Raw genomic sequence first — 13,245 nt, forward strand, 5'->3', positions numbered from 1 at the left:
GGCCATGGTAGCGCGGCTCAGGGGTTGGCCAGCAGGCGCTGGATCTCGCTTTCGGTACGTGCGTAGTCGCCCTCGCCGTAATGGCGGTAGACCACCCGCCCCTGCCGGTCGAGCAGGTACAGTGCGGGCCAGAAGCGGTTGCCCCAGGCGTTCCAGATCCGGTACTGGTTGTCCTGCACCACCGGCCAGGCGATGTCCAACCGTGCGATGGCCTTGCGCACGTTGCCAGGCAGCCCTTCATAGGCGAACTCCGGCGTATGCACGCCGATCACCCTCAGGCCCTGCGACGCGTAGCGCGCATGCCACTGGTGGACATACGGCGCCACGTTGAGGCAGTTGCTGCAGGTGTAGGTCCAGAACTCGACCAGCACCACCTTCCCCCGCAACTGCTCCAGTGTGAGCGGCGGGCTGTTGTGCCAGGGCCCGCCACCGTCGAACCCGGCGGCGGGAACGGCCTGTGCCGGCTGCGCATCGGCCTCCGGGCTGGGCCAGGCCATCAACAGCGCAGCCCCACCCAGCACGCCCATCAGCAACGGCAGCACGTACGCACGCAGGCCGGCCATCGCTCAGCCCCCCTGCTCGGCCAGTGGCAGTTCCGCCGGCTTCACCCCCGCCGCTTCGAGGATACTGTCGGCCACCTGCGCCGGATGCGAAAGCAGCGACACATGGCTGCTGCCGATCGATTGCAGCTGCGCGCCAATGCGCTTTGCGGTGGCGGCCTGCAGCTGCGGCGACAGCATGCGATCGTCACGGCTGAGCACGTACCAGCTCGGCTTGCTGCGCCACGCCGCAACGTTCACTACTTCGCCCAGCGCGCTGGCCTTCAACGGGACCTGCGTGCTGTACAGCAGTGCGGCCGACTTCTTCATCACGTCCGGCGCGAAGTCCTGGGCGACAGCGTCAGCCGGCAACGTCAGGTAGCCGTCCCTTTCCTGCAGGCGGGCCAGGCCCGGACCGACCGGGAAGCCTTCGCCCTGTTGCGCCGATGATTGCCCTGCATCCGGTGCGAACGCCGCCACATACACCAGCGCCTGCACCTTCGGGTCATTGCCCGCTTCGGTGATGACCGTGCCACCCCAGCTGTGGCCGACCAGCACCACCTTGCCAGGCGCAGCGGCAATCGCACGACGGGTGGCGGCGACGTCGTCGGCCAACGAGGTGAGCGGATTCTGCACGGCCACCGCCGGCAGCTTCCAGTCATGCAGGGTGCTGATGACCTTGCTCCAGCTGGAGCCATCAGCGAACGCGCCGTGCACCAGGATGACGGTGGGCGGTGCAGCGGTATCGGCCCGGGCAGCGAAGGCAGGGGCGGCGGCGGCAAGGGCGAGAGCGGCGGCCAGCAAGCAGGTACGGATCATGGGGGGCACTCCGGAGTTGGGAGTGGCCATTTCCGCCTGCCGGTGTATCGGCGCTGTTTCTCCGCAGCGCGGAGTTGTACCGGACTGTAGGGCGCAGGCGGGTTTCTACAGTGGGATACATTCGCGCGCCGGTCCTGGCCGGGCGCTTTCGGGTGGATATCGCTGCCCGCACGCGGGCGCGCAACGCCCCGATGCGCATCAGCGCATCGTCTTTGTATCTGACTGTACGAAACCCCGGCCGCGGCCACAGTCGCTGACAAAACCCCGGGCAACGGCACACGTTGCCGATACCTGCGCCGCCTGGAATGGCTTCCATCGACCACTGGCCCGCAGGACACCACCATGATCAGCACCGCTTCTTCCGTGTATACGCCCCGCCTGGACGCCGTCGGCCGCTGGCTCTCGCCGTTGGCGCTGCGCACCCTGCTGGCCTGGGAGTTCTTTGAATCCGGCCGCGAGAAGCTGGGCGGCCAGAACTGGTTCGCCGACCTGGAAGGCCGCTTCCCGTTCCCGTTCTCCACACTGCCCGCGTCGCTGAACTGGCAGCTGGCCACGTGGCTGGAACTGGTGGGTGCGGTGATGCTGCTGCTCGGCCTGGCCACGCGCTCGGTGGCCTACGTGTTCTGGGTACTCACCATCGTTGCCATCGCCGCCGTGCACTGGCCCGACCAATGGAACGGCCTGGGTGAACTCTGGCAGGGCTATGCGATCACCGACCAGGGCTACGGCAACTTCAAGCTGCCGTTGCTGTTCCTGGCCATGCTGCTGCCACTGATCCTCAACGGCGGTGGCGCACTCAGCGTGGACCGGCTGCTGGCCGGGTCCGGCCGTGCCACGGCACGCAATGACGGCCTGGGTTGGGGCGTCAGCCTGATCGCCCTGCTGCTGCCGGTTGCCGCGCTGTTGCCCGGCATCGGCTTCGGCGGTGCCCTGCTCGGCGGTGTGCTGCTGCTGGGCCATCTGCTGCGCTGTCGCCGCGCCGCCTGAGCCGACTCCCCTGTTCCCGCGCGTTTCGCTTTCCGTCGCCTCTTCGGCGGCGTCCATCCCGCACGCCCCGCGTGCTTTCCCAAGGAGTCACCACCATGTCCATCTCGACCAAGAACACCTCTTCCTCCCGCCTGCCGCGCATCGGTGCCATCGGCATCGCCCTGGCCGGTGGCCTGCTGCTGGCCGGCCAGGCCGCGGCGATCCAGCCGCTGGCGATCAGCGCGGTGGCCATGAGCGCCGCCGCCGAAGGCAAGTGCGGTGAAGGCAAGTGCGGGGCCAACAAGGCCACCACCGGCAAGCCCGCCGGCAAGGCCAAGGTGGCCGAGGGCCAGTGTGGCGAAGGCAAGTGCGGCGACGCCTCGTTTGCCCGCACTGATCGCGACCACGACGGCAAGGTCTCGCGTGCCGAATTCAACGCTGTGGCCGCCAAGCGTGCCGCCGAGTTCGACCGCATCGACACCGACCACGACGGTTACATCAGCGAGCAGGAAGCGCACGACTACCTGCGCAGCGTCTACACCGCCAACGGCAAGCCGATGCCGAAGGGCCTGTTCTCCCGCGTTGCCGATTGATCGACGTTCACCCGGCGCCGCCTTCAAGGCGGCGCTCTCTGTGGAGCATCCGCCATGTCCCTGCCCCTGCCCACCCATGCCGCCGGTCTTGGCCTGCGCCGTGGCCTGATCGACGAACTGCTGGCCATGCCGGCCGGTGCCATCGACTTCCTCGAAGTCTCCCCCGACAACTGGATCGGCGTCGGCGGTGCACACGGCAACGCGCTGCGCCAACTCAGCGAGCGCCACCCCTTGACCTGCCACGGCCTGTCGCTGTCGCTTGGCGGTCCTGATCCGCTGGACCGCACCCTGCTGGCACAGACCCGTGCCTTCCTCGACCTGCACCAGGTGCAGCTGTACAGCGAACACCTGAGCTACTGCGCCGCCGGTGGCCATGTCTACGACCTGCTGCCACTGCCGTTCACCGCCGAGGCCGTTCACCATGTCGCCGGCCGTATCGCCCAGGTGCAGGACATGCTGGGCCGGCGCATCGCCGTGGAGAACATTTCCTACTACGCCGTTGCCGGCGCGGACATGAGCGAGATCGACTTCATCAACGCCGTGCTCGCCGAAGCCGACTGCGACCTGCTGCTGGACGTCAACAACGTCTTCGTCAATGCCTGCAACAACGGTTACGACGCCTTCGAATTCCTGGCCCACGTGCCGTCCCACCGTGTCGCCTCGCTGCACGTAGCGGGCCACTTCGATGAAGACGACGGCTTCAAGATCGATACCCATGGTGCGCCGGTGAAAGGCGTGGTCTGGGCGCTGTTGCGCGAGGCCTACATGCGGGTGGGCGTGCGTCCCACGCTGCTCGAGCGCGACTTCAACTTCCCGCCGCTGGCCGGGTTGCTGGCCGAGGTCGCGCAGATCCGCCAGGCACAGGCTGAGGCACGTTGGCCGGAGGTGGCCCATGGCTGAGCCGCTGGCTACCCTGCAACGGCGCTGGGCCGATCATGTGCGGGACCCTGCAAAGACCGCACCCGATGGCGTGGAGGCGCGCAGGCTGGCGGTATACCGCCGCCTGTGCATCGACAGCCTGGACACCCTGCTGGCCGGCAGCCTGCCGCGACTGCAACAGCAGTTGGGCACGTCGCGCTGGCGCGACACCGTGGCGCACTACTACGCCCACCACGCCTGCCAGACCCCGTTGTTCCCGCGGATCGCCGGCGAGTTCGCGGCCTGGCTGGCAGTACAGGACACGCTGGCACTGCCGGGCTGGGCGGCGGAACTGGCGCACTACGAGAGCACGCAGCAGTCGCTGCACATTGAAGCGCGTGGCGCTGGGTGTCTGCTGCAGCGCGTACCCGAGGACAGTGATGTGCTGGCGGTTTCGCCGCTGGTGCGGGTGCTTGGGTACCGGTGGCCGGTGCATGAAGACGAGGGGCTGGAACCGGTGCTGGGCGCAGCTCCCACGCTGCTGGTGATCCAGCGCCGCGCCGATTTCAGCCTGAAGGTCGAGCAACCGTCACCGCTGGCCTACGCGCTGCTTTCGGTCTTCGGTGACGACGGCGCGCGTGTGGATGAGGCACTGCAGGCGCTGTCCGAAACACATGACGTGGCAACGGACGCATTGCGTGCTGCCTGCGTGCCCGTTCTTGGCGAGCTGTGCACGGCGGGGGTGCTGGTTGCATTGCCTGCTTTCTGAGGTTGCCGGCCAGCGGCCGGCACTACCCGTTCATTGACCGGCAAGCGGCCGGCACTACCCGCCCCCTACTTCGAGGTCTCATCATGGCTGCTTCCAACATTTCCTTCCTGCACGGCTGGCGCCTGTTCGTAGCCATCGCCGTGGTCCTGATCGCGTTCGCACTGACCGCCTTCGCCCTGTATCCCGATGCAGCCGAAGGGAGCCGCGCGGCGATCCGGCTCACCGCCCGCACATCGTTCCTGCTGTTCCTGGCGGCATTCACGGCATCCTCCTTCGCCACCCTGCTGCCCGGCCCGTTCACCCGGTTCCTGCTGCGTGAACGGCGCATCATCGGTCTGTCCTTCGCGTTCTCGCACCTGCTGCACGCAGTCGCCATCACCAGTTTCGGCATCCTCAACCCGGCGTTCTGGCCAGCACGCTCCGCGCTGGCCAACCTCCCGGGCACGGTGGGCTACATCGCCATCCTGGCGCTGGCCATCACCTCGCACCGGGGGCTCGCCCGGCGCATGGGACCCACCGCCTGGCGTCGCCTGCACGTCACCGGCATGTGGATCATCGCGGCGGTGTTCACCTACTCGTACTTCAAGCGCGTGCCCGGCAACTTCTGGTATGCGGTGCCGTCGGCGCTGCTGTTCACCGCCTTCGTGGTGCGCTGGATCGCCAAGCGGGCGCAGGCCCTGCGTCGAAGTGCGCATGCGCGGCCGCCGCTGCGGGCGGCCTGACGGGCCGGGGTCAGATCCCTTTGCCAAAGGCAAAGGGATCTGACCCCACATCAGGTCAAGGCGCGCGGCGCAGCGTGATCAGGGTGATCTCCGAAGGCACGCCGATGCGCGCCGGGAAACCGGCCCAGAGGCCCGCGCCGTTGCCCACGTACAGCGTCATCCCCTCCACGTCGTAGCGGCCGGACACGAAACCGCCATTGGCCCGCTTCACCAGCTGGTCCATGCCAATGATCTGCCCGCCATGGGTATGCCCGGACAATTGCAGCTTCACCCCGCGCGCCGCCGCCTCGCGCGCGTTGCGCGGGCGGTGGTCAAGCAGGATCACCGGTGCAGAGGGATCGGCACCGGCCAGTGCAGCGTCCAGATCCGGCAGCGGCAGGCCGTAGCGTGCGGCCACCGGATCGGTGACACCGGCGATGGTCAGCGCCGCGTCGCCGCGCCGCACCTGCAGGTGGCTGTTCTCAAGCACCTGCATGCGCAGCGCGCGGAACGCCTGCATCCATTGCTGATACTGCGCGTAGTACTCATGGTTGCCGGTGATGGCAATGACGCCGTCCGGCGCCTGCAGATCGGCCAACGGGCGCGCGTCGTCACGGCGGGCCTCGACGCTGCCGTCGATCAGGTCGCCAGTGATCACGATCAGGTCCGGCTTCAGCGCGTTGCTCTCGTCCACCACCCTGCGCACCCAGTCGCCGGTCAGCAGGCGGCTGGCGTGGATGTCGGTCAGCTGCAGCACGCGATAGCCGTCGAACGCAGCAGGCAGATCCTTGATCGCCACGTCGATCTGCCTGGGCTGGGGCACGGCCATGCCCTGGCTGATGCCATAGCCACTCACAAGCAGCGCCAGCAGGCCGGCCAACGGCCGCAGCTTCGAGGCGCGCAGGGCCGATAAGATGCGCGGCCAACGCAGCAGGCGCGACAGCAGCAGGCCCACATCCAGCACCAGCATCAGCAACGCCAGCAGCAGCACCGCCGTGGAGCCGGTGGCCAGGACGGCGATGGCCATCTTCGGGATTTCCGGCGATGCCATCGTGCCCCAGAAGGTGGCCACGATGCGCAGCTGCACGGCCATGGCCACCACCAGCAGCGACAGCACGACCTTCAACCCGATGGGCATGCGCAGCGGCCAGAACAGGCGGCAGGCCACATACAGGCCCATCAACAAACCGATCGTACTCAGCACTGCAACCATCCATGACAGAAAGCGGGCCCGCCATGGTGACGGCTGCGGGTCGTGTTGTGTAGAGCCGCGCCCATGCTCGGCTTCTCGACACGCAGCCGGGCATGGGCCCGGCTCTACAACAACAGGCGGTCAGGCCATTCCGTCGAGGCGCTCCACCCGCAGGCGGGCGATACGGCGCTTCTCCATTGCCAGCACGGTGATGCGCACGCCGGCCACCTCCACCGCGTCGCCGACGTCCGGCAGGCGGCCCAGCTGCTCCAGCACCAGACCCGAGATGGTCATGTAGTCGGCACTGCGGGGCAGCGACACGCCCGCCAAACGCTGCAGGTCGTCCAGGGTCAGCGCACCATCGGCCTCCCATTGATCCTCGCCCTGCGCCACCACGCCATAGCGCTCGTCCTGGGTATCGACCAGGTCACCGGCAATCGCCGCCAGCAGGTCGTTGGCGGTCACCAGGCCCTCCACGCTGCCGTACTCGTCCACCGCCACCGCCAGCGGCACCGGATGCTGGCGGATCAGTTCCAGCGCCTGCAGCGCACTGGCAGTGGACAGAACGTACTGCGGTTCGCGCAGGTTGCCCTCCAGCTGCAGTGGCTTGCCCTGCAGCAGGTCGGCCAGCACGTCCCGGCTCTGCACCACGCCACGCAGGCTGTCCAGGTCACCGTCGCCGACCAGCAGGCGCGTATGCGGCGAGGCCACCAGGCGCGCCACCACATCCTCCTGACCACGCGCCAGGTCGATCCATTGCACGTCGGCACGCACAGTCATCACGCTGGACACCGGACGATCGGCCAGGCCCAGCACGCTGCGGATCATTTCGTGCTCCGCCGGCTGCAGGCGCTCGTCGGCGTCCACCTGCTCGTCCACGCCTTCGTCCTCGTGGCCGTTCGCTGGACGCGCGCCCAGCATCCTCAGCACGGCATCGGCGGTGCGCTGGCGGAACGGCTGGCGGCGCTCGTTGCGCTCACGGTTGAAACGCACCCACTGGTTGAACGCCTCGACCAGGATCGAGAAAGCGATCGCTGCGTACAGGTAGCCCTTCGGGATCTTGTAGCCCAGGCCTTCAGCCACCAGGCTGAAGCCGATCATCAGCAGGAAGCCCAGGCACAGCACCACCACGGTGGGATGCTTGTTGACGAAGCGGGTCAGCGGCTTGCTGGCCAGCAGCATCAGCGCCATGGCGATGGTCACGGCCGCATACATCACGCCCAGGTTGTCGACCATGCCGACGGCGGTGATCACCGAGTCCAGCGAGAACACCGCGTCGAGCACCACGATCTGTGCCACCACCATCGCGAAGCTGGCATAGACCTTCTTGCCATCCTCGTGATGCTCGCGGCCTTCCAGCCGTTCGTGCAGTTCCATGGTGCCCTTGAACAGCAGGAACAGGCCACCGCCCAGCAGGATCAGGTCGCGCCCGGAGAAGCTGTGGTCGAACAAGGTCACCAGCGGCTCGGTCAACTTCATGATCCAGGCCAGCGCCGCCAGCAGCACCAGCCGCATCAGCAGTGCCAGCGCCAGGCCGATCACCCGCGCGCGGTCGCGCTGGTGCGGCGGCAGCTTGTCGGCAAGGATCGCAATGAACACCAGGTTGTCGATGCCGAGAACGATCTCCAGCACGACCAGGGTTGCAAGGCCCATCCATATCGAGGGGTCAGCCAACCATTCCATTTCAGGTCCGTTTCGTCAGTGGGTAAGGGAAAAGGGCGTCCACTCAGTCGGCATCCTGCGCCTGCGCCGGGTCATGCCCAAGCAGGTCGCCGGGCGTGCACTGCAGCTCGCGGCAGATCGCATCCAGCGTGGAAAAGCGGATGGCTCGCGCCTTGCCGGTCTTCAGGATCGACAGGTTCGCCAGGGTGATGTCGATGCGCCCGGCCAGCTCGGACAGGGTCATGCCCCGTGCCTGCAGCATGCGGTCCAGGGTGATGACGATCGCCATCAGATGACACCATCAAGGTCATCGCGCATCGCCGCGCCCACGGCGAACACGCGTGCGAGCACGAACAGCATCAGCACCGCCACCAGCCCAGTGATCGACATGCCGCCGCCCACCTCCATCCAGGTGAAATCCGGGCCCATCCAGGCCGCGTAGGCACCGATCAGGATCGACAGCAGTTCCATTGCCAGCATCAGCCAGGCCATGCGCTGCAGGCGCTGTGCATTGGCATGGGTGAACGGCCGCTCGCGCGCCGCCGACTTCAGCAGCCTCAGCAGATGGCGCAGGAACAGCAGGCACAGCACCAGCAGCGCGACGATCGCGCCCAGGCCCAGGCAGAAGTGCAGGAACAGGTCGTTGCCATGCGCGGCGGCGGCCTCGGCGTCATGCACGCTGTCGAGCAGCCAGCGGCGGTCATGGGCGACCAGGGGCACCGCCAGCAGTGCGGCCAGGATGCCCAGCCAGCACATCGCCCGGACGGCCTGTACGGCGGCCTGGGCCAGGGTGAACAAGCCTCGCGCGGGTCTGGCGCGGGCGGGACGAGCGGTCAAGCGGCCTCCGGCATTGGGGTGGCCTCGCCGCCCCAGGGTGGATTTATCGATAAACGATATACCACATCCTGCGTGAAAGGCTGAATCGCGAGCATGGTCCACCGGCTGGGCGCGGGCCCCGGCAGGCGTTATCGGGTGGGAGCCGCGGGTTCGAGCATCGCGTCCCCCGGCGTCACCGAGGCCATCGCCTGTACGCCGGCCTCGGCCGCCTGCCGCGTCACCAGCCGGAAGCGCACCTGCAGCTTGGCCTGCCCCGGCGTGGCCCAGCCGTATTGGATCGCCACCTGGTCGGCCGACAGCGGACCACGGCCCGGCAGCGAGCGCGCCTGCAATGGCTTCGGTGCCGCCTGCACCAGCCGTGCGAAGCCCTTCTGCACCACCGCCGCTTCGGCCTTTTCCGCATACACCGAGCAGGTGCCATCGTCGGCCCAGCTGACCGCATAACGGCCGCTGGCCAGCGGCACCATCCAGGCCACGCCCGACTGCCCCTGCAGCAACGTTGCCGCTTCGGCAGGCTGCAGCGGTGACAGCCCGTTGGATTCCATCAGCGACTGCAACCGCGCCGGCGCGCCGATGTGCTGCATGCAGGCGGTATCGAACAACTCGCTGAAGGGATCCTGCGCCGGGGCCTTGGCCTTGGGAGTACGCGCGGGTTGCGCCACCGCCAGGGTGGGCAGCAGGGCCAAAGCCAGCCAGAACGCAGGACGCATCGGGATTCCACGCTACGGAAAACAGCAGGGAGGATGGCAAAGCCCGGGCGCGCCGCGCAATGGGTCATGGCTTGACAGTCCTAAGCTGCGGGAGCAACATGAATTAACGAATTAGTTAACTAGCTCTCCATGGACCGCATCTTCGAAGCCCTTGCCTCCACCGCCCGCCGGCAGATCCTGGCCTATCTCAGCGCCGGCGAGCTCAGCGCGGGCGAGCTGGCCGAGCGCTTCGACTTCAGCAAGCCGGCGTTGTCCAGCCACCTGCGCATCCTCGAGGAAGCCGGACTGATCGAACGCGAGAAACGCGGCCAGTTCGTGTACTTCAGGCAGGTACCCGACCGTTTGGCCAACACGTTGTTCTCGTGGGCGGCCGAAGTCTGCCCGGTCGGCGGCCCGCTCAAGCGTGAAGCCCGCGCCCGCCGCAAGTCCCCCGCCCGCTGATCCGCCCCGCCAAGGAGCATGACGATGCCTGGTTCGACCCGCGATCGCCGTTCGTTTCCAGCAGTGCAGCTTCCGGCACAGGACGGCGGCAGTCCGACCGAAGTCACCCTGATCGCGCAGCTCGGCATCGGTGCCGGCGACGCGCTGGTGAGTGACGCCGGCCAGCGTCAGCGCCACCACCCGGCCTTCATCGATGCGTTGGATGAACCTTCGGCGCGACTGGGTGGCATGCACCTGCAGCACGGGGATGCCTCCTCGCTGTACAGCTTCACCGTCGGTGCCGGTGGCCACCCGTTTCATCGCCATGCAGGCCCGCGCATGTTCACCGCCATCGCCGGCAGCGCGGGAGCCGAGCTGCGTTTCGCTACCGCCTCCGACGCGCAGCTGGCAGCAGGTCCTGGTGCCTTCGCGCGCACGCTCCGGCGCGTCCGCATCCCACCGGACTGCCTGTTTACCGTGCGCTTCGGCGGCGGCACCTGGCACCAGTTCGCGTCGAACCATCCTGCACATCCGGCGCTGTTTGCGCTGTCCTGCCACAGCGATGAACTGGCAGGCCGAATGAGCGAGCAGACCCGTGCGCAGGTGGAGCGCAATGCCGCCGATATCCCCAGCCTGACCGAGGTGCTTCCGGAATCGTACTGGCCTTCGTGCACCTCGCTTGCGGCGGCACCGCTGTTGCAGCTGTCGCTGCAGGCGGCACCTCCCAGCGTGTGCGCGCACCTGTGCGCGCGTACCCGTGCCCTGCTCGGCCCGCTGCGCCGCATCCCCATGCGGCCGCTGCGCGGGTTCGTCGAACGTGCCACACCGGCCTATCCCATCCATTCGCGGCCCGCGCCCACCGATGGCCTGCTGACCACAGCGCTGCCGCACAGCCACTACCAGGACCTGACCACCCTGTGCCTGGAACCCTCGCAGGTGGTCCACCGTTCCGCGTCGGCGCTGCTGGCCGACGTACTGGAGGGCTTCCTGCGCAATCCACCCAGCGGCGTAGGCCAGCTGATGGCGCTGCGAAACCGACTGGTGGCACCGTTGCGGTTGCGCACGTCGCCGCTGGGATGCCCGGTGTCGTCATTGCTGTCGACCGATCGCAGCCGGTTGTTCGCTGGTCGATTCCCGGTGCTGGATTCGCACATCGATACGCAGGACAACGACGCCGAAGTCCTGCTCGGCGCCGACGATCGGCACCTGCGTTTCCGCAGCAGCGTGCGCGTGCAGCGGCATCGCGATGGACATGTCGAGATCAGCCTGGGCTCACGCGTGCAGACCCTCAATGCGTTCGGCGGCATGTACATGGCCCTGATCGACGCCGGGCACCGGCACTATGTCGCACCGGCACTGCTGCGGCGTGCGGTGGAGCACGCCTTGGCACCGGAACTGGCCAACCTTGAGGATCCGGCAGCACACCCTGCGCACTGCTGACCCTGGAACGCGATGCGCCGGGCGCTGCGCGGTTCCGGTCAGATCACGATTTCGCCCTCGTCCTCGCCATCCCAGTAGTGGATGCGGCTGGCGCGCACGTGAATCAGCACCAGTCCCGGTGTATCCACGCCCTGTTCGAACCAGCGCTCCAGGTCCTTCACCCAGTGCTGGCTCATCGTGGCCCGGTCGCGCACCAGCACAGCCCTGCCCTGCACGTGCACGAACAGCGGCGGCTTGCCCAGCAGCGACTTGCTGCCGGAGAAACCCAGCGCAACGGCGGGGTCAGCTTCAATCTCGCGCACCATGTCGGTGTCTTCGGTGGTGAAGAACCAGCTGTCACCGTCATAGTCCACGTCGCCATTGTTGCTCATCGGACGGCCGGCAATCTCTCCACCGGCGTGGGTCTGCAGCAGGCTGAAATCAATGCCGGCCATTTTCCTGGCCAGTTCGGGCAGGGTGAGCTGGGTCATGGCGTCGTCCTTCATGGAATGGAATCCCAGCGTCTGCGCAGCGCGGTGACCTGGGCGTGGACGGGTAGTTGCGGCCTCTTCACAGGAAACGAGATAGAGCGCATGGCGCGTACGTGACGCATTCCTCACCACCACACTGGCGTTAACGGCAGATGGAGGAACGGCCCTGCAAGCCGCGACACGCCCCTAACGGCGTGCTGCCCCAGAATCGCGCAACCCCGTGGCGCGACCGGCATGGCTGCCGGTACAAACGCGGCCTCTCCTCCGCAACCGCATGGCCTCCACATGGACCTGTCCGCCTGGCTCGCGTTCGGCTGCTACCTGTTGGCGTTCTTCATTGTCTGCCTGTTTGCTGCGGCCTATCTGAAACGCTCCGACTTCATGCCCTACCACGGCCAGGCCGTGGACAGGCCGTGGGCACAGATCGACCCCCGCATGCAGGTGCTGCTGATGGCACTCATCCGCGTGGTCGGCGCTGCCTGGATCGCACTGGCCGGTGCCGGCGTGATGCTGGCCTGGTTGATCTTCTTCGGAGGTCACTTCGCACTGCCGCAGCTGCTGGCGTTCCAGCTGTTCTGCCTGGTCGCCACCCTGCCGCCGGTCCTGGTCGCTTCCGGCGTGCGGCGACGCACCGGTGCGCGTACACCGGTGCCCGCCGGCGCCGCGGTGGTGCTGCTGTCGGTCATCGGATTCGTGCTGGCCCTGTTGTCGCTACCGCAGTGAGTTCTTTTTCTCCCCTCTCCCCCGCGAGGCTCCACGATGAATCCCGAATCGATCTTCTACAGCGTGGTCAACGGTGATCTTCCACGCTCCCAGGCCGGCACCCTGCTCGGCTGGCGCTTCGTCGGTTACGACGATGCACTGCGCCGCATCCAGGTCGAGTTCGAGGCCGGGCCGGTGCTCACCAACCCGATGGGCAACGTGCAGGGCGGTTTCCTGTCAGCGATGCTGGACGACTGCATGGGGCCAGCGATCTACGCCACCCTGCCTGCCAACCGCATCGCGGTCACGGTCGAATCCAAGACCAGTTTCGTCAGCCCCGCACGGCCCGGGCGGATCATCGGCTGGGGCGAAGTCGAGCACAGCAAGGGCAGCATCGCCTTCACCCGCGGCTGGCTGACCGACCCGGCCGGCAAGGTGCTGGCCACTGCCAGCGCCACCTTCCGCGTGTGTGCGCTGCGCTGGCGTGGACTCTCGGTGCCGCGTCCCATCGCGCGCCGGATGATTGCGCGCACGCTGCGGCGCGTGCATGCGCAGATCGGCTGATGG

The 13,245-nt window shown here is 67.6% G+C and carries 17 protein-coding genes; 9 read left to right on the forward strand and 8 right to left on the reverse strand.

The annotated features are described in order from the left end of the window. Window positions 1–17: 17 nt before the first annotated feature. Window positions 18–563 (reverse strand): redoxin family protein, encoded by a 546-nt coding sequence (locus E5790_RS04115; protein WP_014646325.1) that lies wholly within the window; start codon window positions 561–563, stop codon window positions 18–20. A 3-nt stretch (window positions 564–566) separates the two neighbouring features. Continuing rightward, window positions 567–1,358, reverse strand: coding sequence for an alpha/beta hydrolase (locus E5790_RS04120; RefSeq protein WP_014646324.1), 792 nt, complete (start codon window positions 1,356–1,358; stop codon window positions 567–569). Between the two features lie 342 nt (window positions 1,359–1,700). Here E5790_RS04120 and E5790_RS04125 point away from each other — a divergent pair, with 342 nt between their 5' ends. The 5 genes from E5790_RS04125 (at window position 1,701) to E5790_RS04145 (ending at window position 5,266) form a co-directional block, all read left to right on the forward strand. Next, window positions 1,701–2,345 carry a DoxX family protein gene (locus E5790_RS04125; RefSeq protein WP_046429441.1) on the forward strand — a complete coding sequence of 215 codons (645 nt, stop codon included), beginning with the start codon at window positions 1,701–1,703 and terminating at the stop codon, window positions 2,343–2,345. A gap of 95 nt (window positions 2,346–2,440) precedes the next feature. Then, window positions 2,441–2,917 (forward strand): EF-hand domain-containing protein, encoded by a 477-nt coding sequence (locus E5790_RS04130; protein WP_014646322.1) that lies wholly within the window; start codon window positions 2,441–2,443, stop codon window positions 2,915–2,917. Window positions 2,918–2,971: 54 nt separating this feature from the next. Beyond that, on the forward strand, window positions 2,972–3,817 hold the full coding sequence (locus tag E5790_RS04135) for a DUF692 domain-containing protein (protein ID WP_046429440.1): 846 nt from the start codon (window positions 2,972–2,974) through the stop codon (window positions 3,815–3,817). Then, complete coding sequence (locus E5790_RS04140; protein ID WP_111205843.1) at window positions 3,810–4,544, forward strand: putative DNA-binding domain-containing protein; 735 nt, start codon at window positions 3,810–3,812, stop codon at window positions 4,542–4,544. Before E5790_RS04135 ends, E5790_RS04140 begins: the two co-directional genes overlap by 8 nt. A gap of 83 nt (window positions 4,545–4,627) precedes the next feature. After that, window positions 4,628–5,266 (forward strand): ferric reductase-like transmembrane domain-containing protein, encoded by a 639-nt coding sequence (locus E5790_RS04145; RefSeq protein WP_014646319.1) that lies wholly within the window; start codon window positions 4,628–4,630, stop codon window positions 5,264–5,266. A gap of 55 nt (window positions 5,267–5,321) precedes the next feature. Here the strand turns inward: E5790_RS04145 and E5790_RS04150 are convergent, their stop codons facing one another. From E5790_RS04150 to E5790_RS04170, 5 genes are all read right to left on the reverse strand, one after another. Continuing rightward, window positions 5,322–6,458, reverse strand: a complete 1,137-nt coding sequence (locus tag E5790_RS04150; RefSeq protein ID WP_111205842.1) for a metallophosphoesterase — start codon at window positions 6,456–6,458, stop codon at window positions 5,322–5,324. 120 nt (window positions 6,459–6,578) lie between these two features. Beyond that, window positions 6,579–8,120 carry a TerC family protein gene (locus tag E5790_RS04155; protein ID WP_053494605.1) on the reverse strand — a complete coding sequence of 514 codons (1,542 nt, stop codon included), beginning with the start codon at window positions 8,118–8,120 and terminating at the stop codon, window positions 6,579–6,581. Between the two features lie 43 nt (window positions 8,121–8,163). Continuing rightward, window positions 8,164–8,388 carry a helix-turn-helix transcriptional regulator gene (locus tag E5790_RS04160; RefSeq protein ID WP_012479411.1) on the reverse strand — a complete coding sequence of 75 codons (225 nt, stop codon included), beginning with the start codon at window positions 8,386–8,388 and terminating at the stop codon, window positions 8,164–8,166. Then, window positions 8,388–8,855, reverse strand: coding sequence for a DUF2975 domain-containing protein (locus tag E5790_RS04165; RefSeq protein ID WP_041864087.1), 468 nt, complete (start codon window positions 8,853–8,855; stop codon window positions 8,388–8,390). Before E5790_RS04165 ends, E5790_RS04160 begins: the two co-directional genes overlap by 1 nt. 209 nt (window positions 8,856–9,064) lie before the next feature. Further along, window positions 9,065–9,646 (reverse strand): hypothetical protein, encoded by a 582-nt coding sequence (locus E5790_RS04170; protein WP_032960801.1) that lies wholly within the window; start codon window positions 9,644–9,646, stop codon window positions 9,065–9,067. A 129-nt stretch (window positions 9,647–9,775) separates the two neighbouring features. Here E5790_RS04170 and E5790_RS04175 point away from each other — a divergent pair, with 129 nt between their 5' ends. Both E5790_RS04175 and E5790_RS04180 read left to right on the forward strand, forming a co-directional pair. Continuing rightward, window positions 9,776–10,087, forward strand: a complete 312-nt coding sequence (locus tag E5790_RS04175) for a metalloregulator ArsR/SmtB family transcription factor (protein WP_004147836.1) — start codon at window positions 9,776–9,778, stop codon at window positions 10,085–10,087. A gap of 24 nt (window positions 10,088–10,111) precedes the next feature. After that, complete coding sequence (locus tag E5790_RS04180; RefSeq protein WP_111205841.1) at window positions 10,112–11,506, forward strand: DUF2867 domain-containing protein; 1,395 nt, start codon at window positions 10,112–10,114, stop codon at window positions 11,504–11,506. 38 nt (window positions 11,507–11,544) lie between these two features. On the opposite strand, the gene E5790_RS04185 is transcribed toward E5790_RS04180, so the two are convergent. Then, a complete protein-coding gene (locus E5790_RS04185) occupies window positions 11,545–11,976 on the reverse strand; it encodes a pyridoxamine 5'-phosphate oxidase family protein (protein WP_046429427.1) in 432 nt (143 codons plus the stop codon). A gap of 285 nt (window positions 11,977–12,261) precedes the next feature. Between E5790_RS04185 and E5790_RS04190 the strand changes: the two genes are divergently transcribed. Both E5790_RS04190 and E5790_RS04195 read left to right on the forward strand, forming a co-directional pair. Further along, window positions 12,262–12,699, forward strand: coding sequence for a hypothetical protein (locus E5790_RS04190; protein WP_046429425.1), 438 nt, complete (start codon window positions 12,262–12,264; stop codon window positions 12,697–12,699). A gap of 36 nt (window positions 12,700–12,735) precedes the next feature. Continuing rightward, window positions 12,736–13,242 (forward strand): PaaI family thioesterase, encoded by a 507-nt coding sequence (locus tag E5790_RS04195; RefSeq protein WP_111205840.1) that lies wholly within the window; start codon window positions 12,736–12,738, stop codon window positions 13,240–13,242. Window positions 13,243–13,245 lie beyond the last annotated feature (3 nt).

This window comes from Stenotrophomonas sp. PAMC25021, from assembly GCF_004795795.1.
Lineage (GTDB): Bacteria > Pseudomonadota > Gammaproteobacteria > Xanthomonadales > Xanthomonadaceae > Stenotrophomonas > Stenotrophomonas muris.